Below are 22,398 nucleotides of genomic sequence, written 5' to 3' on the forward strand. Positions count from 1 at the left end.
TGGCAGGATGCTACAATACGGAGCCTCTCCGAAGTTCCGAAAAAAAAAAGAGGAGCACAACGTCCACATGCTCCTCGATTCCGTGTCCGCCTTCTCGTTTACAAAAGACTTAACGAGTACTCTAGTTGAAAATCCCTTGGATCACTTTCGTAAAATTCTTGCTGGATTTCTTCAGCCACTTTGCATCCAATTCCAAAATAGAAGGCAACTGTTTCTTCTGCAGATCCGGCACAAATAAAGAGTTTATCCGCCTGCCACTCTTTTGCTTGCTTTGCTGAAAGGTAAAATAGCTTCTTGCCGATTCCTTTATTCCTGTGTTCGAGTGTGATGAAAAGCTGATCCAGCAAAACATAGTTAAAGCTCTCACCAAAAAACCCCTGATTGACGGTAGCAAAGCCTATCAATCTACCATCTTGCCCAAATGCGCCAATCGCACTCCCACCCTGGCTGATCGTTTGTTTTAAATGATTGAAATGATGTTCATAACCATTCGGCCAATCAGGGTCCTGGTAATTGATCTCGACCAGTTGACGTTTGCCATCCACTTCTCTCCACGCTTTCCCAATATACTGAGAAGCATCCATATCCTTCATCCGTTCACACTCATCCACCGATAACTGTCTAAACGTTAGATCTGTCATTTGACCGCCTCCATCTGTTGGTTGAAAAATTAATCCTCCTGCCTTCTCAATAAGTCTTGTTTATACTGTATCACGCTCAGCAGCTTTACTCCCCTTAAATTCGGGATCATGTCTTCCAGTTCAGCGAGCACCTTGTCTTTATCCCCATCATGGACCATTTCCTCCAACTCCAATAATCTGCGATAGAAAGGGTTCCTGACTTTCTCTTTGTACTCTCCAAACGAAGCACGATGTCCTTGCTCAATCGCAACCCCCGCAAGAGTATACCATTTATACATATTATCCTTTAACCCTCTGGCCATCTCCTCCGCTTCATCAAACTGCCTTCTTTTAATAAGCAGATTCACATGATTCAGCTTTTGATAGAAAGGAGATTTAATTTTATGCAGCTTGTCCTCCGCTTCCTCCAACTGATCCTGGAAAAAATAATAGTAAAATTGAAATTGCGGATGCTTCGATTTTTTCATAAAGGTCATGATCTTATCCGGATCCTTTTCAAAAAGAACCGGATAGAAACCCTTCAACATAAAGGCTGCGATAAAAACAAGATTAACCAAAATAAATTGCCATAACGGCGCTTGCATGAAGCCTAATACCAAATCTGCAAAAAAGATTCCGATAAAAAACCAAAACATGATTAATACCTCATTTACTAGTAATAAATAACGTTTGTGACTGCATTTTATATCGGTACACATGGAACAAATTTCAAGTCATCAAGTGCACATCACCATTCCTTTGTTTATGACCTAAAAAAAGACCCTCAACCTGGGTTGAGAGCCTCCTTAAAAATGTTTATGATATCTGCTAATTACGCAGGCACTATGCGATCTTCACTTTGAGTAATTGTTCCATTGCTCTTTGCAAATTTGAGGTTATAGGGATATTGGAAACATCAACGCCTAAATTAACCATGGTTTGAGCGATTTCTGGACGAATACCAGAGAGTATGGCATTAATCCCTAAGAGTGACAACCCTTTTATAACTTTAAAGACCCGGTCAGCAACCATCGTGTCAATGATTGGCACACCAGAGAGGTCAATGATCAGATGTTCCAAGGATAATTCACTGCCTTTAGATAAAGCCTTGTTCATTAACTCCTGGGCTCTTTGGGTATCTATGTCCCCTATGATAGGAAGTACCCCAATTTTATCAGAAATTTTAATGACTGGAATCGATAATTCTAACGCAGAGGCTTCAGCGATATTGATTCGAGTGTAGAACATTCGTGTGTAAGATATGCTTAACCAATGGACAGCGCGGTCAACAACTGTATCAAAGTCAGATAATAAATCGTAGAATTCCGCTATAGGCAGATTAAGCGCTATAGCCTCCTCCTTGATAATATGCCCTATGAGGTTTCTATAGTCTCGGACCTCATTAAGTGCGATTTCTAAAGGAAGATTGTAGTTCACTAAAGTGTCTACTGCTTCTCTCCCCCACTCCTTTAAAACGTTAAAAGAAGTTTCCATATCCCTGGAAACAGAGGCTGCATATATATCAATGATATTTTCCCGCCATTCTTGAAGCTGGCCGTCAATTTTAATGGATGTTTGGTGGGTGTTCAGCTGAGTTTTGTGTTTAATAAGCTGGTGTTTTTCTGATAAAATTCGATTGGCTATCATCTGATGATAATCTATTTTTATTTCTTCGTTAATGTGTTTTCACTCCCTTGAGAGTTTTAGTCTTCATTAGTATACCATGTGAAACCTATAGAATAAATATTTGTACTTTTTACCAATAACTCATGACATAGGGCTGTCATACCGTCCTATAAAAGGCCCTATAACTGTATACCCATCGACAACGTTTCACATGCCTTCATCTGCAAAAGAAATCCAATATAAATTTAAAGACACTGCCCCCCCGGTCGAATAAAATCTATTCAGGTGCAACTAATTCTACCTTTATTCGATCTGGGTCTTCGAAAAACACAGCATAATAATCCTCTCCGCCGGCAAAAGGATGTTGGTCTGTGTAGAGAATCTGTATCTCTTTTCCTTTCAATTTTTTCGTCATGTCGTCTACCTGTTGGCGGGATGCTGCGTGAAAGGCCAAGTGATTCAGCCCCACTCGGCATCTATGATAAGCGGGCTCCAGAAATTTCTCCTCCGCTTGAACAAAGACGAGATACGTTTCACCCAGCTTCCAACTTTGTCCACCCTCCCACTTTTGATAGGCGGTGTAACCCAGTTCTTCAAGCAACCATCCCCAAAACTCTGCGCTTTGCTTCAAATTCGAAACATAGATTTCAACATGATGCAGCAATCCCTTTTGCATCTAAATCCCCCTTTTCATCAATGACTCATTGCAATGATTTTTTACAAACTTCTTTTAGAAAGCTTCTTTTGTAAACTTTGTTGCTTTCTCAATCATGAGTAAAAAACGACAGCAGCTTATTACGGATCTAAAAGCAATCCGGATTTATCCGTATATTATTCCCTTTTATGTAACGATAATCTTCTCATCTCCGGATTTATCCGCACATTATTCCCTTTTATGTGACGATAATCTTTGTTGTTGTATTCAGAAGTCTCCTCGAAAAGAGCCCCGACACCTTTTATTACGAGATTATCATTGAAACATGCATGAAAAGCAACAATCAAAGCGAAAACAGCCTTTTTTTAAAACAAGACGAGAATGAATCATTTATATCAGTTAACTTGTCCAAACACATTCTATCTTTCCACATAAAGTATAGTAGGTTTCTATTTACGATAGAATCCAATTCTTTAAGAAAGGATGATTGATATGCATCATTATGATGGCAGTTATCAATGCACATGTGGTAAATGTGGACATTGCCATGGGGGAGGTGATCGCAAATTCAAGTGCTGCCTTGAGGAAAGCGGAGGCTTTGATCGTGAGCCGGCCATTTGGACACGCCAGCAAGCGGATCGAATCAGAATTACACCTGAAAACAGTGCTCCGGTCATTGATTTTGATGAGCTGGAGTTAACAGCTCCAGATTTATGGGTGTGGGATACGTGGACTTTAAGGGAGCAAGATGGTTCGGTCGCCGTTCTTCCTGGTGGCTGGAGGGTTATTTTCTCCTTGACTGCTCCCCGCAGTGTTTTGCCAGGAAAGCGCCATGACATCGCGCAAATCAACTATTTTTATGCTAGAGATGGACAAGATTGGATTCCGGGCGGACCTGTCTTTGCTCCTGGCGATGCATTAGGTTCCCGTCAATGGGCAGGATCGGTCCTTTGTGAAGGACGGGGACATTTTCTTCTTCTATACAGCAACTGGAAGAGAAGGAGAAGCGACCATTTCCTATGAACAACGCCTTGCTTTTGCACGAGGGGATGTGATTTCTAATTTAGATGGAGTTCTCTTTGATAATTGGGGACCTCACGAAATCATTCTTGAGCCTGATGGTGAATTCTATCAAACACAAGAACAGTCAGGAAGCGGGATCATTTATTCCTTCCGTGACCCCTGGTATTTCCTTGATCCAGAAACTGGCTGTGAATATATTTTGTTCGAGGGAAACACTCCGATCACCCCGGCTGTGCGCGAGTGTGAGCCAGAAAATATTGGGGATGGTGATTTCTTAAGCGGAAACAATGTGCCAGATGGTGCTGTGCAGTTTAACGGCAATGTCGGGATTGCGCTTAAAAGCGGAGGACCTGACGATTATACAGAATGGGAGCCCCTTCCGGCAATTCTTGAGGCAGAATGTGTCAATCAGCAGCTTGAGCTGCCGCATATCGTCTATCTTGATCAAAAATATCATTTGTTCGTGATTACTCACGAATTCACATTCGCTCCAGGATTGGACGGACCGGATGGATTGTACGGATTCGTCGCAACCGACTTGTTCGGCAACTATGTCCCGTTAAACGGCAGCGGACTGGTTATTGCCAACCCTCCTCAAGAGCCATTCCAGGCCTATTCGTGGATCGTACTGCCTGATTTAACGGTGGAGAGCTTTGTCAATTACTTCAACCTGGACGGTTTATCCCTTTCGGAAGTGGGCAATATGCCTCCACAGTTTATTTTCAACCGCTTTGGCGGGGTGCTTGCGCCTACACTATTGCTAGAGATTAATGGGACAGATACGAATATTATTAATGAACTGTCTCAAGGCTTGATTACAGTATCCGAAACCGCTGATGCCCCTAATCCACCTCGTTGCGGACATGATATGGGCAAAAATGATGACAAAATGCGAAAAGTTCACAAGCGTCATCATGCCAACTATAAACGGGGAAAGCACACCGCCACTAAGCTTGGACACCACAATCGCAGGAAAAAGGGCAAAAATAAATAGAAGATAAGGGGACGGTGATGTGCACCGTCCCCTGTTTTTAAGTTTCTAATTCATATATAAAATCTCGCTAAAATTCAATACCTGAATTTTTCATCTTATCATCATTAATGAGCCCGATTCCTTTTATGTTGCTCTGTTCTATGACCTCAGGCTGAATGGATGGATTCAAAGGATAGGTTTTCCCATCAAATCTCAGGATTCTATAGCCTGGTTCAATTCCGCCTCCTGCGACAAACATAATGAGGTCTTTCCAACCATTTGTCTTCGAATCACTGACAAAGACGGGCGTTCTGACTAAACTAAAGCGGGACCTGACCTTATAACTGCCATTGGCACGCTCAACAACAAGGCCGCCGCATCCTCCTGTCCCACAAACTACCGGACCAGTCAGATAGACAAATGTCTCGGGGACTCCATCGCCATTCAAGTCTATCTCATTATAGTAATACCTCACCTCATCCTCTCCACGTTTCAGCGCAAATTCTTTACTGAATGCATCTTCCAAAGCAGGATTGGGCTCCGTTTCTGAATTCATATAGGTTACCCCATTCAAGAGCTGACCATGATCACTTATTTCAGCGGCATAAGCTTCTTGAGATAAAAAGAAATTCCCACAACAAATCATACTTGCCAGAGCTGCTATACCCCTTAAAGAAATCCTCATCAAATTCCATCCTCCATTATCTTCACTTCTTTTTAGAGTGACCTAAATGAAAAATTTCCACTCTGCCAAAAACATGATTAAAATGCTGCATTTCCATCCGAAATTACTTCTTTTAAGAGAATTTCTTAAAACAGAATCCGTGAAACACATGGAAATTCCATCTATCTCACGGATTCTAGATATCATCTTCTGTTGTTTCTGCTATTTCAGCATTTGCTTGTTTTCCAAATGACGACTCCAAATTGTCAGCAGAATGGCTCCAATTACCATCACTCCCCCAATCCATGGAGTGTGGATCAAACCGATGGAGTCAACTATCAGTCCGCCAACAAATGCTCCGATGGCGATACCTAGATTGAAAGCTGCTATATTCAAAGCGGATGCGACATTCACAGCTGCCGGAACATAACGTTCTGCCAATCTTACTACCAGTACCTGCAATCCTGGTACATTCATGAATGCAAACATCCCCATTAAGAAGATCGTGATGAGTCCAGCCACCTTAAATGGAGCTGTGAATGTTAGGATTACGAGAATTATCGCTTGAGCTATGAACATCCATAACAAGGCCTTTAAAGGATTCTTGTCAGCAGCTTTCCCACCAATGGCATTCCCGATGGCAACTGCCACTCCATAGACAAGCAGGATTATACTCACCATTTTCGGTGTGAAGCCTGTTACTTCCTGAAGGATAGGCGTCAGATAAGTGAAAGCGACAAAGGTGCCGCCGTAGCCAAGTGCTGTAATAGCGAAAGCCAGCAGCAATGGACCATTGCTTAATATTTTTAGCTGGTCGCTGAATTTAGCCGGTGGCGCATCTTTAATGTTCTTTGGTATCAGTATGGCACTTGCGATAATTCCCACTACTCCTAATAATGCCACTCCCCAAAATGTCGCTCTCCAGCCGAACATCTGGCCGATGAAAGTCCCAAGCGGCAAACCGGTCACGGTGGCGACGGTCAACCCTGTGAACATGAAGGCGATCGCACTTGCTCTTTTATCCTCTGAGACAAGGTCTGCGGCAATCGTTGAACCAATGGAAAAGAAAACTCCATGAGAAAATGCCGTGATAATCCTTGCTGCCATCAACAATCCGAAGCTCGTCGATATGGCAGCGATAGAGTTTCCGATGATGAAAATGACCATGAGAGCCATGAGCAATGTCTTGCGGCTCATTTTATTTGTCAAAGCTGTCAAGATTGGGGCTCCAAAGGCTACACCCATTGCGTACCCGGATATTAACAAGCCAGCTAATGTAATCGAGATATTGAGATCTTCTGAAATCGTCGATAATAATCCAACAGGGACAAATTCAGTCGTACCGATGCCAAATGCACTGATTGCCAGCGCTAATAGGGATAGCGTTCCCTTATTATTTTTTCGTGTATGTGAACTCATAAAAGGTATCCTCCATTGCAAATTAATAAGTTGACCAGTGAAGGCGCCTTTCACATTTGATCAACATGAAGGCAATTATGAAGGATACTGGAAATGTTGAGAAGTACGCACTTTAAAGTTACGTAGGCACCTCCAAGTTATATAGGCACTAAAAAGTGCCCTATACTACTAATTGAATCGTAAGGGTATAATGGCTCTATAAATAGAAGCACAATCCGATTCGATAAATATAAGAAAGGCAAGGAGGGATTGTTTTGAAGAAATACAATATACCAGTTGAAGCCGCACTCGAGGTAATCGGAGGCAAATGGAAAGTCGTCATTCTATGCCATTTGATCGAGGGTAAGAAACGGACAAGCGAATTAAAAAAACTGATGCCTGGCATCACGCAAAAAATGCTGACACAGCAATTGCGAGAGCTAGAAGAAGATAATGTCATTTTACGAGAAGTCTATAACCAGGTCCCTCCTAAAGTCGAATATTCATTAACCGATTATGGATGGTCCTTGAAGGGGATTTTGGATTCACTATGCTCCTGGGGAGAACAGCATATCGAGAAAAATCATCCGAATAAAGAGGACGTTTTGGTTGTATCTGAAACAGAGGATTAATAATGTGAGGAGGCGGCAAAACGATATTCTATTCTATCCATTTTGAGTTATAGTTAGCGTAGAAGAGGTTTTACGATAGGGGTGTTAGGAAGTTGTTTCTGAAAAAAAGTGCAGTGAAAGGCGATAAAAACGGGGTTACTTATATGAACGGTCAAGTCCGTTTTCAGGGTGTATCATTGAATGTTTATAGTTATGCTGTGGATGGAATTTTAATTGATACTGGCGCACAATCCTTGAAGAAGTATTTTGAAGCCTTCATCGATGAAGCAGATTTTCAGCAGGTGATGCTGACTCATTTTCATGAAGATCATACCGGCTGTGCTGCCTATGCTGCCAAATCAACGCAGCTTCCCATCTTTTTAAATCAAACATCTATCCAATCTTGTAGCCAAAAGGCGGATTATCCGTTGTACCGACAGCTTTTTTGGGGACGAAGAAAACCCTTTTCATCTCAAGCGATGCCCGATACATTCACTTCCAACAGAGCAACCTGGGATGCCATAGACACTCCCGGCCATGCCCATGATCATAAGGCATTTCTGAACCGGGAAACTGGACAATTGTTTACCGGCGATTTATTTGTCCAGGAGCGCACCAAAGTGATCATGTCAGAAGAAAGCATCCCACAAATCATCGACTCCTTAAAGCGGGTATTAACCTACGAATTCAAGGAGATGTTTTGCAGCCATGCAGGATACGTAGAAAATGGCCGTACCGCTCTAACCCAAAAGCTCGACTACCTCATGTCCATCCAGCATGACGTTTGCACGCTCCATGATCAAGGTGAGTCTGCCAACGAGATATGTAAAAAACTCTTTCCAAAAAAATATCCCATTATAAAGTTTTCTGGCCGTGAGTGGGACTCCCGGCACATAATAAGCTCCATTTTAAGCGAGCGATGAAGCACTGGAGAACAAAAAGCGCAAGCGCCTCGAGGAGTTAGGAGCCGCAGCTAGACAAGCGTCTCGAGGGGCTAGGCGCTGGAGCTGGATTAAGAAAACTACATGTAGTTATCCACACTTAAATAATTTTATAATTTTCTTATCGACAAAAAAGCATAGAGACCCCAATCCCTATGCTCATACCTATATATCGATTTCATCCAATGCGGGGGTATCAAAAGAGAAGCATAAGGTAACGACCCTATGCTTCACCAGAAATCTATTCTCCAAACTTAATAACAATGCGGCCATTGATTTTTCCTTTTTCAAGGTCATCGAACACCTGGTTGATTTCTTCAATGGAAGCTGTTTCTACGATGGTTTTGACTTTACCATCTGCTGCAAACTGCAATGCTTCTTCCAGGTCTTTTCTTGTACCGACAATAGATCCGACGATGCTGACACCGTTTAGGACGGTATCAAAAATCGGCACTTCCATCGTTTCTGGCGGAAGTCCAACAGCGACGCATTTTCCCCCCGCGTTTTACTGAACGGTATGCCTCAGCGAAAGCCGGTTTGGATACAGCTGTGCAAATGGACGCTTGAACGCCGCCAACCTCACGCTGGATAAAGGCCGCTGAATCTTCCTCTTTCGGATTGATGACCAGATCCGCACCTAAATCTTTTGCAAGCTGCAGCTTTTCATCGAATGTATCGACCGCAACAACTTTCAGCCCCATCGCCTTCGCGTATTGGACAGCAACATGACCTAAGCCGCCAATACCATAGATCGCTACCCATTCACCCGGCTTAGCTTCTCCTACTTTTAGTGCTTTATAGGTTGTTACACCTGCACAGAAAATCGGTGCTGCCTCCACATAGTCCAAGTTTTCAGGAATCTTCACAACATAGCGGGCATCTGCCAGACAGTATTCCGCATAGCTTCCATTCACTGAGTAGCCAGCATTTTGCTGCTGAAGACAAAGCGTCTCACGTCCTGTCAAACAGTATTCACATTGGCCGCAAGCAGAATACAGCCAAGGTACGCCAACACGGTCGCCAACTTGAAGATGAGTAATCCCTTCACCAACCTCAACGATTTCCCCAACACCTTCATGGCTAGGAATTAACGGAAGTGATGGCTTGACAGGCCAGTCACCGTGCGCTGCGTGTAAATCAGTGTGACAAACACCACAAGCTTTTATTTTTACTAAAATATCATTTTTTCCTACTTTTGGTATCGCAACATCTTCAATTAATAGTTCTTTTTTAAATTCCTTTACGACTGCTGCTTTCATTACTTGTCCATTGCATCTTTCACACATCTAAATCCACCTCTATATCTATTTAAGTGTTTACTTCTATATTTTGCTAGAAAAGTGAAAGATCAGGCATCCCCCCCACCCTATATATTCGAGTAACTGTCAAATCTTTCTTACAACTTTAAGAATTATCACTATTACCACTTGATTTTTGTTAAAAATACACAGGACACGTCCTGATTCATCTTTTGGTGGACATGGGGACGTTCCTTGTGTCCCAAAAACCCATATCTCCTGGTTATAAATACAACTTTCATGTTTTGCTCTGGAGTAAGGGGACGTACCCTTTGCTCCTTAAGAAACCTGTAGAATGGTGAAAATGCCTGTTCCACGTTGAACAGGCATTCTATAATTCATATTTCCTTAACCCAAGCCTGCCGTTAGCCGGAATGAAGCTAGCTGTCCAGCATTCTCTACTCCTGACTTCCCAGACATACCCTCAGCTATATAATAGCCACAACAATGAACCTGTTCCCCATAACTTACTCCCTTATAGTTTTGAACACTCAACTATTTTTGCACCAACCAAAGCAACTTATCTATTTTTCAATCCTGTCATTAAAAAAACTCAGGTTCTGCCTTCATTAACTTTAAGCCGAATTCCGATTGAAAATAAAGTTCAATATCATCTCCATACAGAACGTTTATGGTCTTCTCCCCAATAACAATTCCACCTGTTTTTTGCACTTTTGGAGCTTTCGCTTCCCAATCAATAGCATCATTAATGAATTCTACAACCTCTTGTATTTTTTCATGATCCTCCAATACCACGCAGCCTTCTTCATTTAAATCCTCTATTCGTTCCGTCATCATGATTCCTTTAACTTTATGAGATTATATTTAAACAATAAAGTCATCCCGACATTCATTAAAAAGTGGGTCGCAATCGGGACTAATAGGTTACTTGAATAAAAGTAAATCCAGCAAAATACAAAAGCAGGTACCACTAAATTGAACAACATTAATGGTTTTTTAAAATATTGAAAATGATAAACAGTAAATAGGACGGTTGTTCCGATAATCGCAGCCCAGTAATTGTTGAAGGTATGAAAAATATAGCCTTGAATGATACCTCTAAACAAAAATTCCTCAAATAACACGGCCAAAAACATAAAAATGATGATGTTAAACAAGGGCTCATTTTGGTATGTTTTATTTGTATCATCAACAAATTTTGTAGGAGTTATCAAAGTTAAAACAACCCCAAACACGATCAGACCAATTGAAGCGATCAGACTGCTGACTAATAGTTTAAAAGGGTTTGCGAATGAAAAGGAATCTTCTATTGACATAAGCCCTGATTTAATGAACACAAATAGCAATACTCCACAAGTCAGTGACAGTATTGCAAATATAGGAATAGCCTTACTCATACTAAATTCTTCTTTAGGACTTTTTGTTTCTTCAATGACAGACGCCCTCACTTACTCACCTCTTCATAGTCTCAAACATAGATTTTTAATAACTTAACTCGTAGTGATACAAGAATCATCACCTTGTCCCCTCGGTGTTTCTTTTTCAACAGCTGACCTTTTCAATGCACTTGTATTCTCATCAAAAAGCTCCAGAGCTGCTGAAGATATTTTTTGATAATCTACTGCTAACCAAACATTCATATTAGACTCATAATCTTTTTCTAAGATTTTAGAGGATATATTCTTAATCAGGTTGTAAGAAGCATACGGATGCGGAAAATCAGGGTCATTCTTTGCATCGTTCAGGAACTTATTTAATATAGAATGATTTTTCGTATATATTAACTCCACTAGTTTTGCCCGATATTCCAACTCAGCGGACGTCAAACCTGGAAAGCAGCTGTAGTCAGATAAATGCTGAGCTTCGTGTTTTAAATAGCATACCTGAAAATCGTCGTCACCCAAGTTATTGTAACTTTTAACATTACAATACAACCCATCCTCTTTAGCCCATCCACCCACAGTTCGATTGTTAAAAGTTGCGAACCCTATCCAGCCTTCAAGCAAAAAATCTGACATCATATGGACAGTCACTGTGATCGATCGATGGGGAATCTCTACATTAAAATCAACGGTTTCACATCGCTTCCAAATATAAGCTCCTCTAAATGGAGGAGTGACTCCGCCCAAGAAATGATAGCCTTTTTCAGTAAAAATAGCCGCAAGCTCATTTTCAGTTTCATCAATGGTAAATGGTGACTCAACTTTTAAAAGCATTCTTAATCTATCATTCAGAGTTAACTCAGCATCATGAATTAAGTCTGCTTTGGTTAACACTCCTTGAAAATAATGATGATAGGCTGCTAGTACTTCTTTAATCCACTGATCATCTTCCAGAATAGGTTCAGCTGGTTCTTGAGAATAAAACCTTTCTATATACATCTGCTGTATTTCTTCAATTTCCTTCGTCCTTGGCTGAATTGAATCTAAATAGTCCATTGCTGAATTTAGATCTCCTTGTAGGCACAGTGAATAAAAATGATCCATTTAATTATCCCCTTTTTATAGATGAACAGCCTGCTTTATCTTCTTTCATTATCCCGACACATTCAACAACTAATGCAGCCAGACTGTTAAATAGTTCAACAAAAAGAGCGTTAATCCTTCTTGGATCAACACTCCAATAAAATGAGGGCCAAAATGATGAGAAGCTTATACCAATAGATCGTCATGTTTCTGAACATGCGGTTCAATTTTTTCAGCAATAAACCAGACTATGTGAAAGGTCATGTGGCAGATGATGGCTGCAGCCAGCCCTTCCTTCCAATACAGCCAGCCGCAAACCAGACCTAGAATAGCATTCGTACTGTTCATATATAGGTATATCAACTTTGTATCTGTCACCTTCAACTGTTGGACGGATGGCAAGTGGGCCAGTGCAAAAAGAAGGGCCGCCAGGATATTCGCTATCCATATTGACCAAAGGATGTTGGAGAACCACAAATTGAACAGCCATGTAAAAAAGCTCATGAATCCAAACCGAAAGACGACTTCTTCAATAACGCCTCCGTAAAATACTTGAGTAAAATTCCAAGGCTTCTGGATTGTTCAATTTTCTGGTAGGTTTCCTTTGGAACATTCTGTTTAAAATATAGGTAGTAAAATGCAGCATTGACAATAGCGAAGGCTATACTGATGACTACCGTGAATTCACTTTTATCGAGTTATACTGACCGTCACCTTAGTCCAAATTACTCAAGGAACGAGATAAAAAGCAAGAAGCATAGGGTACATCTCTGGCTACGTCCCTGTGCTTCTTCAAATACTTCACTTCTGTTTTTTTATTAGAGGCTTTGGTACATTGACATTTTTACACAACTTTTTGGGTTCTGACTTTATGAGGGAAGTACAGTCTGAAGAGAAATCGAAAGGAATAAATTGTTGATAATCTATGGCGAAAATGTCAGCATCAAAATATTCCCTGTACTGCTGATCAATGCCCCGTATGTCATGGTCTTCCCTTTTTAAAAACCTTATAATCTGATGCCCGATGGCTCTACCTAATTCAAGTCCTTCTGAATTGTCAGAAGGGAAATGGACACCGGCAAGTAAACGGCTTAATGCATCTTCCTCAGCAATTCTTTTCAGTTTCTTTTTTTCAGTTGGAAAGTAATAACTCAAGATGACTTCCGCACAACCAGACATTGCAGCATGTCCAGACGGGTATGTTGGAAATCTCGGGGTACATAAAATGGTTTCCATTTCCTGGTCATACTGATTCGTCCTCGCCACATTCCATCGATACTTCAAATCCCATACAACAATCATCGTATCATGGATTGCTCCATGCAAAACTGCCTGGATTCGGGCTGCTTGAGTAGGAGTAACATTATACGTATCTATGAAGCGGTCAGCCACCGGAGTCCATTGTTTAGTAGGTACTCCTGTCCCGTAATAGACAGCTATTTGCTTCTCGGTTGGAGTCAGTTTTTCGAGTGTCCGTTGTACGACCTCCAATTCTTTTTCAAAGTTTATCAGTCGAGGATGTCTAATGGGCAGGTTCAATCTCCGTCCAGAGGGATCAAGAAAGTGTCCGTCTTCATTCCTTTTCAAAAAGAATAACGGCCAACGTCCTGCTAAAGGTGTAACCGGGTCGGTCGGGGGAAATTCTTCTCCAGCATACGGTATTTCAGACCACTTTAAATAACTATATCTCAAATGTTTTCACCTCCACCCTTTTTTATCATTATATGAATGAAAATAAGATGTGGATAGGCATTGGCGGACTTCTTTAGACATGTAGACATGGTAACTACTTGTTTCTCGCACCACCTGATATCTAATTCCACTTGAATGCCTCTAATCAAATGTAAAGGGAAGCATTATTTAGCCTATGTTAAGTTATCCAAGCACCATCCAGCATTTATTACGACTCCCGAATGGGACAAGAGAATCATCCCTAAGTCGATCTATAAAGATGATAACATTGACAAAGGAGCAAAAGGTTCTTCCGCTTGCTTTAGTGACTTCGAACCGTCCCTTTGTCACATCGTATATTAGGCAAGCTTCCGATTCTCACTTTTAAAGCTGTCCGAACTTGGAGCTACTTCTGACAGCTTTGAAGTAAAACTGTGTAAAGTTGTCCGAACTTAAGCCGTCCCCTTGTGACTTTAAAAGCATATTAGGAAAATAATCCAGATAAAGTTATTTAAAAGGGACGATTCATCGAATCGCCCCTCCTGCTATTTACAACGGCTTCGCCGTATATGTATTCCCCGCATTCACGCTTACTACATTATAGTAAGTCACTTTATCATTCGGGAATTTGACTGCATAGGATATGCCGCCTCCATTGTCCTTCAATCCCTTTACAGTCACAGTGCTTGGAACAGGAATCGAGATGACCGCTGGATTGTTCGCCAGAATGAGTTTCTCTTTCACCGGCTGTCCATTTACAAGAATCTGGACTTCGTCGTTATCCTCACTGTTGAAATCCCATATCAGCATTTTCGCGTCGCCACCGGAATCTCCCACGGTTACTTCGAAGTCTCTGGCGGTAATTCCTGCGTTAGTTTCATCTGAAAATGGGGTTTCACCAGCTATCGTAGACTTGCTGATCCGATTGACCACAACCTCCTCCGCGCTTCCTTCTGAAGTGTAGCTCCCTAATATCATGCTTAAGCCAATCGCCAATACCATCGCTGAAATCGTTCCAAAGAAGACCAGCTTTCTATGGCTATGTTCGTGATAGATGACCTCCGGCTGCTGTTCTTCATCGTCGAACCCCGCTTGATTGTCCATTTCATACGCAGAGTCTCTCTTAGTTTTTTTCAACATCGCCGTTCCTCCTTAACGTACCATCTTGTAGCTAATTGGGTACTTATAATACCAATACGATAAAAATGCTCTTCCAATCAGGATTGTCAGCACGGATAAACCTATCGCAACAGTTTTCCCAATGACCATCCGGTCTGCCCACAGGTTTGCAAAAGTCAGGCTGAGATCCATGACGATAAAACTGACGAAACACATCTGGAAAAACGGAAGAAGCACCGGGAACTTGCGATAAATCCAACTCAAGGAATGATACCTCATCGATAAAAAGAGAATAAAGCCAAGAAAAGCGATCACACCTAAGCCCATCCCAAGCCTTGGCGCTTCCAGTTTATAAACGTCAAGGATGTCCGTAAAAGTCATGAGCGGACCAAAGACGATGACCAGGATCGTGGCAGGGAAAAGAACAATATAAAAAAACAAAGCCCATAAACATTTGATTATTTTTTTCATCTTGCTGCACCCCTTGCTTGTAAGAAGTCCTCATGCTTCAGCACTGTTAAATCCTCTATCGTTGGCTGGTCAATCTCGCTCAGCCTCAACGCATGCTGGCGGATCGCTGCTTCGCAGATATTCCGCGCCAGACGCCCATTTCCTGTAGAAGCTCCCCCCTCCATGCGAGCAAAGATACCTCTTAGAGCTTCTGCTCCGTCAGGACTTAGTTCATAACCCTTAGGTTTCAGAATACAGATACTGATTTCCACCAGCTCATCCACTGAATAATCGGGGAAGTTTATCACATTCGGGAATCTGGAGCGCAATCCTGCGTTCGAATCCAGCAGCTGTTCCATATCATCCTCATAACCTGCTAAAATCACAATCATATTTTCACGGTGATCATCCATGAACTTGACGATTGTATCAATCGCTTCCTGTCCAAAGTCCTGACCATCACCCATTAGAGCATAGGCTTCATCGATGAATAGAATACCGCCTAATGCTTTCTCCAGAACCTCACGTGTTTTAAGAGCCGTTTGGCCGACATAACCTGCGACGAGCCCCGAACGATCCGTTTCCACAATATGATCCAGCTTGATAACCCCCAGCTCCTTCAGCCTTCTGGCCAGAATCCGGGCAATTGTCGTTTTTCCAGTCCCGGGGTTGCCTTTGAACACCATATGAAGGGACTGAGCCCCCATATCCGGCAAACCGAGCGCTTTTCTCTTATTAGCCACTTCAATCTGTGCAGATAGCGAACGGACGAAAGTTTTAACCTCATCCAGACCGATGACTGAATCCAGCTCTTTTAGCGCATTTACTTTAGGCTGATTCTCCAGCAATCCAAAATCATCAAGAGTCAGCATATTCAATTGTTCTGGACCTATCATTTCAGTCTCAACAATCCTCACTGCCTGGTCTCGAATCGCCGCCTCCAGCGTATTTCTCACCAGTCGCCCATTGCCGCTGTCATTTTTCCCAGGAATCTGTTTTTTCTCATAAAATTGAGTCAACGCTTGCTGCATAGTTATATCGAGAGTAAATCCCTTTGATTTTGCCTGTATTTCCGTTATTCTCGTAAGCTGTTCTGCTGTGTAATCCGGGAACTCAATCTTCAATGGGAAACGCGAACCCAAGCCCGGATTGCTTCGCAAAAACTTCTCCATTTCATCGGTATACCCAGCCAAAATCACTACCAGGTCGTTCCGGTGGTTTTCAATCAATCTGACGAGAGTATCAATCGCTTCCTTACCAAAGCCTCCACCCTGGACACCTTCTTCTACCAGACTGTAAGCTTCATCGATAAATAACACTCCGCCTAATGCAGACTGGACAACTTCGGTTGTTTTAATCGCTGTCTGACCCATATATTCCGCCACAAGATTGCTCCGGTCCACTTCGATCAGATGCCCTCTTTTCAACAACCCCATCGATTTAAGCATCTCAGCAAGCATTCGCGCCATTGTTGTCTTTCCTGTCCCTGGGTTACCGGAAAAGACGATATTCAAAGTCTGAGACTGTTCTGTCAGGACTCCAGCTCTTTTCCGTTTTTCATTTGCACGTATTTGTTTTTCCAAGCTCCTGATAAAATCCTTCACATTATCAAGACCAACGATATTTTCAAACGCCGGCTCGAGCTCGAACTGCGGCCGCTCTGTAATACCGAAGTCCTCAGCTGTTAAAAGCTTATAATCTTTTGCACCAGTTTCCTGGTTCAGGCGTACTGCTTGTTTCCGGATGGCATCCTCCAGCATATTGCGGACAAGACGTCCGTTCCCGGCGTCATTCCGTCCGGAAATCTGCATGGAATCAAACAACTCAAGGAGCTGCTCCTTAATTCCACGATCAATCGTAAAGTCCTTCGCCTTCGCCATTCCCTCCAAAATCTCCAACATCTCTTCAGATGTATAATCCGGGAACTCAATGATATATGGGAATCTTGATTGAAGTCCGGGATTCATCTTCAGGAAACCTTCCATCTCATTCGTGTACCCGGCAAGAACCATGACCAGATTGTCGCGATGATCCTCCATTCCTTTTACCAGCGTATCAATGGCTTCCATACCAAATGGATCCTGTTTGTTTCTCGATAAGGAATAGGCCTCATCAATGAAAAGTACGCCACCAAGTGCCCGATCAATGGCTCCGTTGGTTTTAGGCGCAGTGGATCCCAGGTATTCACCCACCAAATCCTGCCTTGCTGCCTCTACCAATTGTCCTTGCGAAAGCAGACCCATCGCTTTTAAAATCCGTGAAACGAGCCGCGCTACGGTTGTTTTACCAGTCCCCGGATTACCGGTGAACACCATATGTATCGCCATCTTGCCAGCACTGTTGTACCCGGCCTCCTGCCTCATTTTTTCTGCCTTTACCGTCTCAAGCAGTTCATGAATTGCTCTTTTCACGCTATCCAATCCAGTCAGAATATTAAGCTCTTCAAGCAGGTCTTCTATTTTTTCCTCTTCCACCATTGGAATCGATTTTAATAAGAAGTTTTGCTGTCCTTTTACTGCCAGCAAATCATCTTGATGCAGCTGAATATGCACGAAATCCCCCCGCCAGCAAAGTACCTCTCGACCTTAAATCAACAAGCCCGAGATAAAAATCCTTTTCTACCAGACTCTCGATTGCTTCACCGTATTTCTTCGTCAGCATTATCCGTTCGACCAAACCAGTAAAAACATCAGGTTCTAATGATACATTCAATTGCGTTTGGTTTTCGAGCCTGCGTGCAGCTGCCTGAAGCTTCCCTCTTAAAATAGCCTCCACATCGGCCGGCAACAGCGGTGCTGAAATCGCATAAGATTGTACTCCTTTTAAAATTGGAGCAGGGATTTTATTCGCTACCTCAGCAGGAAGCTGTCCGTGAACTTCCTCTTTCAAATCGACATCACTGTAAAAAACAAGAAAATAATTGGAGGCATCAACCATCAGACTGTTTGATGTCCGGAAATAACCTTGCTGGACTAGCCTGGAAACATACTTAAGAACCTCAGCATTGGCCTTCTCCAATCCTAGGAAACAAACCGTCCCAATGCCATACTCAAAAGCTGCCGAACAATCCAAGACGAAATTGCTGTGAATGTCCTCCTCCGTGTAATTCCGCAAATCTATCGTCACTACCCTTTTATAAGGAACCAGTTTTTTCTTATAAAGCTGATCGACCAGCAGCTGCAATGTCGTATACTTGCCCGTTCCCGCCGGTCCTGCCAACAGAATCGTATTTTGAACCTTGCCTTTCTCTCTCTTAAAAAAGGCATTTTTATATGAGACTAGCAGCTCATCAATGAATGGGCCTTGTCGAAGGATCCTGCTATTCAGTTCCTTCTTGATCTCTGTAAAAATTGAATCCAGTTCTTCATTGGAACGATTCAATCCCATCTGCTTCATACCGTACTTCGCATCCTTCACTACTTTCCCTACACCACTAGCAGAATGGGGAACATGCTGGGGACTGCCTCCAACCGATTCGGTTCTCAATGCACCAGGATGGACCATCGCCTGCCCCTGTCCGCCCAACCGCTGTTTCTTGCCCCTTAATCCCTTTGCCTGCACATAATCTACTAACTGAAGCTCAGGCAGTAAAATACGAAGCCATTTTTGGAAACCCATGACCCAACCTCACCTTACATATGATTTACTATTAATAATTTTAAACCAATAAATAACAATTACAATTAAATTTTCCAAATAATAAAGAGACAGCAGATCCAATCCGCTGTCTCACAAAAATGCATAATAACAAACCGGTCCCTTGTCTTAATCGTCAAGAAAACTCACTATCTCTTATTTTTGCAGCAACTTTGAAGAATTTTACCCACATCGCCGGAAAATAGTTGCTTGGATTCTTTGAGACAGCGTAATAGCTCGACACCACTGAAAAGAAAATAACCTGTAAAGAAAATCGTGAAACAGCGTAACCGTCTGAGGCCACTTATCCCCTCCTGCTATTTACGCACCGTTTCTTCAATGACGGCCAATAACATTTCGGTTATTTTGACGAGCTCTACAATCGGCATTCTCTCATTGACTGTGTGGATTTCTTCATAACCAACTGCTAAATTGACTGTCGGAATTCCATAACCGGAGAAGACATTGGCGTCACTGCCTCCTCCACTCCGGAGCAAGCTGCAGGGACGTTCAATCTTTGCTGCGGCTCTTTGGGCGATTTGGACAACTTCATCTGCTTCTGAAAATTTAAAGCCAGGATAGAGGATTTCCATCTCCACTTTTGCACTGCCACCCATTTCTTCGGCAGTTGCTTCAAATGCTTCTTTCATCACTTGCAGCTGCTGTTCCAATTTTTCATTGATCAGCGACCTCGCTTCTGCAAGGACTGTGACCTCTTCACAGACGACATTCAACTGGCTGCCGCCCTCGATTCTTCCAAGGTTCGCGGTCGTATCCTCGTCAATTCTGCCAAGTGGCATCTTGTTGATTGCAGCAGCTGCAATTTGGATGGCATTGATTCCTTTTTCAGGAGCAACGCCAGCATGAGCCGTTTTCCCATGAATGACCGCTTTGATTTTGGCACGGGATGGTGCAGCAACGACGACATTCCCGACCTTGTCATGGCTGTCAATTGCAAAACCAAACTTGGCGTCAAGGAGCGAAGTATCTATGACCTTGGCGCCAACGAGTCCTGACTCTTCTCCCGCAGAAATGACAACCTGGATTTGTCCGTGCTGAAGGTTGTGTTCCTTCAAAATACGGATGGTTTCGAGGATGGCTGCTACTCCAGCTTTGTCATCCGAGCCAAGGATGGTGGTGCCGTCTGAATAAATGATAGCATCCTTGATCACTGGCTTAATGCCGACTCCTGGGCCGACGGTATCCATATGGGACGAAAGCAAGATGGAATCAATGCCCCCTTGCAATGCTTCGAGCGTGCAAATGAGGTTGCCTGCACCGTGGCCTGTTCGTTGCTGTGAATCATCCTCCACTACTTTAAGGCCGAGCGCCGTAAATTTCTCTGTTAATACCTTTGCTATCTCTGCCTCGTGTTTCGTTTCCGAATCTACTTGTACCAGTTCTAAAAACTCTGCTACTAACCTATCCTGATTGACCATTATAGCCTCCCATAAAATCAGGGGCAGGCGGAATGAAACTGCCGCCGCCTTCCTGTTATTTTTTCGGAATATCTTCTCAACCTTAACCACCGAAAAGATAATCTCTATTATTCTTACAAAAGGATAAACATCGAGATAATGACAGCGATGATGACACCAGGTGCGTTCCGCTTCGTAAGTTCCATCGGGTTGACTTTAGCAATGGACGCACACACGATTGCAGCACCAGCGATAGGAGACATTGTCCGTCCAAGCGCACCGCTTAGCAAGGCAACACTGCCCATATTGATTTGGTCAACACCGAATTTTTCAGCAAATGGTGTAACAGCTTCATTGAATGCGAAGGTAGCCGCATCACCCGAACCAGAGATAACAGCCAACAGGAACGGACCGAAAGTAGCAGCCACTTTGGCAATGCTTGGTGAGTTGGTCATCGCTTCGGTCATAGCATCGACAAGGCCAATTGCCGTCATACCACCTACAAATACAGCAGCGGCAATAATGATTCCCATGATGTCACCGTAAGCTTTGCCCATTCCATCGAAGAACGTCTTTGTCACTTCAGATGGATTGCTGCGGGTAACAGCCAGTGTAAGGAGAATCCCTATCAGCATGGCAGCAGGAACACTCATCGCAATTTGCGGCAGGATTGTAGAACCTAGAACAAGCAACACAAGCGGGATGATTGGCATTAGTGCATAAAGATAGTTCAGCTTCATATTGTCATTTTCACCATCGCCGACAAACTTGTGGCCCTTGTTTTCCTTGAGTAATTTTGCCATGATCGTCAAACTCACTGCCAGGATGACAACGGAAAGCACATGAGCAAAAGCATGTACTTTTACCACATCCATCGCAGTTGTCTGGGCAATCTCAGCAATAAATGGATTGTGGGCACTGCCGACATTCAGGTTGCTGCCGAAGGTTCCGGCTATAACCGCGGCCGCTGCAACAGCCGGAGAAATACCCGCACCCATAAGCACTGGAATCAGTACCGCACCAACAGCCGCCGCTGCACCTGCAGCACTTGGAAGAGCAATATTTATGGCAAATGTCGCTAAAGTCGCACCCGGAATCAGAAATAAATTGGCTTTCTTCAGCCCGCCAGCAACAAGCTTAACTAATTGCAAGTCACATTTCGTATACTTCATAACAAATGCAAAACCCATGACCGACAGGATTGCTTCAATAAGGCCTGCAGTAGACATCCTTGCTGTGAATGCTTCAAAAGCAGCCATTGGCTTACCAGCAAAAATAGCCATCAAAAGCCCTGCAGCAAACAAAATCATCCGTGCTTCCTTGCGCTTGATGAGGAAATAAATAGCTCCGATAATTACCAGGGTTCCAATTAAAATTAACATGGTGTTTCTTCCCTTCTGATTAGTCTTTTAACACGGAGAAAAATTGTGAATCATTGCCTTAAACTAAAACAATTTTACAGTTGTATTATATAAATAATGATGCAATCATTCTGTAGCGGATATGTGAAATCATTCACTAATCGCTGCTTTTTTCACAAAAAGACTTTAAATTGTACGTTTTCACCATCAGTTATAACCATTAAACCTTTAAGAATCTGTCCATATTTGCACTCCCTGTTTAACCCATTCTTAGGCACACAAAAAGCCACTTACTACTTATCGAAGCAAGCGGCTTAAAGCTACAGGTGTCTCTCGTTAATCTTAATATCGTTGTGATCCCATACTCTGGCACTAATGTCCGATGGGTCAGTTCATCCTCCTAAACTTTACTCACTGGAAAGGAAGCACATAGTACGGTACTTATGCTCCTGCTCTCACTATAAAACAAAAAAGGTTCCTCCAAAGCGAAAGAACCTTCCATGTGTAT

The 22,398-nt window shown here is 42.8% G+C and carries 19 protein-coding genes and 2 pseudogenes; 3 read left to right on the forward strand and 18 right to left on the reverse strand.

Annotated elements, in window-relative coordinates; translation table 11 throughout:
- Positions 1-98 precede the first annotated feature (98 nt).
- The 4 genes from LC048_RS19230 to LC048_RS19245 all read right to left on the reverse strand — a co-directional run bounded on the left by LC048_RS19230 (position 99) and on the right by LC048_RS19245 (position 2,922).
- Positions 99-641 carry a GNAT family N-acetyltransferase gene (locus LC048_RS19230; RefSeq protein WP_226606232.1) on the reverse strand — a complete coding sequence of 181 codons (543 nt, stop codon included), beginning with the start codon at positions 639-641 and terminating at the stop codon, positions 99-101.
- Positions 642-670: 29 nt separating this feature from the next.
- A complete protein-coding gene (locus LC048_RS19235) occupies positions 671-1,276 on the reverse strand; it encodes a hypothetical protein (RefSeq protein WP_226606229.1) in 606 nt (201 codons plus the stop codon).
- Positions 1,277-1,463: 187 nt separating this feature from the next.
- Positions 1,464-2,267 carry an STAS domain-containing protein gene (locus LC048_RS19240; RefSeq protein WP_226606226.1) on the reverse strand — a complete coding sequence of 268 codons (804 nt, stop codon included), beginning with the start codon at positions 2,265-2,267 and terminating at the stop codon, positions 1,464-1,466.
- 256 nt (positions 2,268-2,523) lie between these two features.
- Complete coding sequence (locus tag LC048_RS19245; RefSeq protein ID WP_226606223.1) at positions 2,524-2,922, reverse strand: VOC family protein; 399 nt, start codon at positions 2,920-2,922, stop codon at positions 2,524-2,526.
- A 471-nt stretch (positions 2,923-3,393) separates the two neighbouring features.
- Here LC048_RS19245 and LC048_RS19255 point away from each other — a divergent pair.
- Positions 3,394-4,918 (forward strand): annotated as a pseudogene (locus tag LC048_RS19255) (glycoside hydrolase family 68 protein).
- A 67-nt stretch (positions 4,919-4,985) separates the two neighbouring features.
- On the opposite strand, the gene LC048_RS19260 reads toward LC048_RS19255, so the two are convergent.
- The gene (locus LC048_RS19260; protein ID WP_306048503.1) at positions 4,986-5,453 is read right to left on the reverse strand and encodes a hypothetical protein; all 468 of its coding nucleotides are present in this window, start codon (positions 5,451-5,453) and stop codon (positions 4,986-4,988) included.
- 330 nt (positions 5,454-5,783) lie between these two features.
- Entirely contained in the window at positions 5,784-6,980 is a 1,197-nt protein-coding gene (locus LC048_RS19265) for an MFS transporter (RefSeq protein WP_226606216.1), read from the reverse strand.
- Positions 6,981-7,234: 254 nt separating this feature from the next.
- Here LC048_RS19265 and LC048_RS19270 point away from each other — a divergent pair, with 254 nt between their 5' ends.
- Positions 7,235-7,591 carry a winged helix-turn-helix transcriptional regulator gene (locus LC048_RS19270; protein ID WP_226606213.1) on the forward strand — a complete coding sequence of 119 codons (357 nt, stop codon included), beginning with the start codon at positions 7,235-7,237 and terminating at the stop codon, positions 7,589-7,591.
- A gap of 92 nt (positions 7,592-7,683) precedes the next feature.
- On the forward strand, positions 7,684-8,493 hold the full coding sequence (locus tag LC048_RS19275) for an MBL fold metallo-hydrolase (RefSeq protein WP_226606210.1): 810 nt from the start codon (positions 7,684-7,686) through the stop codon (positions 8,491-8,493).
- 259 nt (positions 8,494-8,752) lie between these two features.
- Here LC048_RS19275 and adhP read toward each other — a convergent pair.
- The 12 genes and pseudogenes from adhP to dcuC all read right to left on the reverse strand — a co-directional run bounded on the left by adhP (position 8,753) and on the right by dcuC (position 21,911).
- A pseudogene (adhP, locus tag LC048_RS19280) lies at positions 8,753-9,770 on the reverse strand (alcohol dehydrogenase AdhP).
- A 582-nt stretch (positions 9,771-10,352) separates the two neighbouring features.
- A complete protein-coding gene (locus tag LC048_RS19285) occupies positions 10,353-10,607 on the reverse strand; it encodes a hypothetical protein (RefSeq protein WP_306048506.1) in 255 nt (84 codons plus the stop codon).
- A complete protein-coding gene (locus LC048_RS19290; protein WP_306048508.1) occupies positions 10,604-11,218 on the reverse strand; it encodes a CPBP family intramembrane glutamic endopeptidase in 615 nt (204 codons plus the stop codon). Before LC048_RS19290 ends, LC048_RS19285 begins: the two co-directional genes overlap by 4 nt.
- 42 nt (positions 11,219-11,260) lie before the next feature.
- Positions 11,261-12,256: a hypothetical protein gene (locus LC048_RS19295; protein ID WP_226606203.1), complete on the reverse strand. Its 996-nt coding sequence runs from the start codon at positions 12,254-12,256 to the stop codon at positions 11,261-11,263.
- Positions 12,257-12,421: 165 nt separating this feature from the next.
- Positions 12,422-12,814: a CPBP family glutamic-type intramembrane protease gene (locus LC048_RS19300; protein ID WP_226606291.1), complete on the reverse strand. Its 393-nt coding sequence runs from the start codon at positions 12,812-12,814 to the stop codon at positions 12,422-12,424.
- A gap of 222 nt (positions 12,815-13,036) precedes the next feature.
- Positions 13,037-13,927, reverse strand: a complete 891-nt coding sequence (locus LC048_RS19305) for a vanadium-dependent haloperoxidase (protein ID WP_306048510.1) — start codon at positions 13,925-13,927, stop codon at positions 13,037-13,039.
- A gap of 528 nt (positions 13,928-14,455) precedes the next feature.
- Positions 14,456-15,046, reverse strand: coding sequence for a hypothetical protein (locus LC048_RS19310; RefSeq protein WP_306048512.1), 591 nt, complete (start codon positions 15,044-15,046; stop codon positions 14,456-14,458).
- 12 nt (positions 15,047-15,058) lie between these two features.
- Positions 15,059-15,496: a hypothetical protein gene (locus LC048_RS19315; protein WP_226606195.1), complete on the reverse strand. Its 438-nt coding sequence runs from the start codon at positions 15,494-15,496 to the stop codon at positions 15,059-15,061.
- On the reverse strand, positions 15,493-18,027 hold the full coding sequence (locus LC048_RS19320) for an AAA family ATPase (protein WP_306048514.1): 2,535 nt from the start codon (positions 18,025-18,027) through the stop codon (positions 15,493-15,495). Before LC048_RS19320 ends, LC048_RS19315 begins: the two co-directional genes overlap by 4 nt.
- Positions 18,002-19,093 carry a hypothetical protein gene (locus LC048_RS19325; RefSeq protein ID WP_306048516.1) on the reverse strand — a complete coding sequence of 364 codons (1,092 nt, stop codon included), beginning with the start codon at positions 19,091-19,093 and terminating at the stop codon, positions 18,002-18,004. The genes LC048_RS19320 and LC048_RS19325 overlap by 26 nt, the downstream gene beginning before the upstream one ends.
- Before the next feature lie 335 nt (positions 19,094-19,428).
- The gene (locus LC048_RS19330; RefSeq protein WP_306048518.1) at positions 19,429-20,550 is read right to left on the reverse strand and encodes a M20/M25/M40 family metallo-hydrolase; all 1,122 of its coding nucleotides are present in this window, start codon (positions 20,548-20,550) and stop codon (positions 19,429-19,431) included.
- A 113-nt stretch (positions 20,551-20,663) separates the two neighbouring features.
- Positions 20,664-21,911 carry a C4-dicarboxylate transporter DcuC gene (gene dcuC, locus LC048_RS19335; RefSeq protein WP_306048520.1) on the reverse strand — a complete coding sequence of 416 codons (1,248 nt, stop codon included), beginning with the start codon at positions 21,909-21,911 and terminating at the stop codon, positions 20,664-20,666.
- Positions 21,912-22,398 lie beyond the last annotated feature (487 nt).

This window comes from Mesobacillus subterraneus, assembly GCF_020524355.2.
Lineage (GTDB): Bacteria > Bacillota > Bacilli > Bacillales > Cytobacillaceae > Mesobacillus > Mesobacillus subterraneus_C.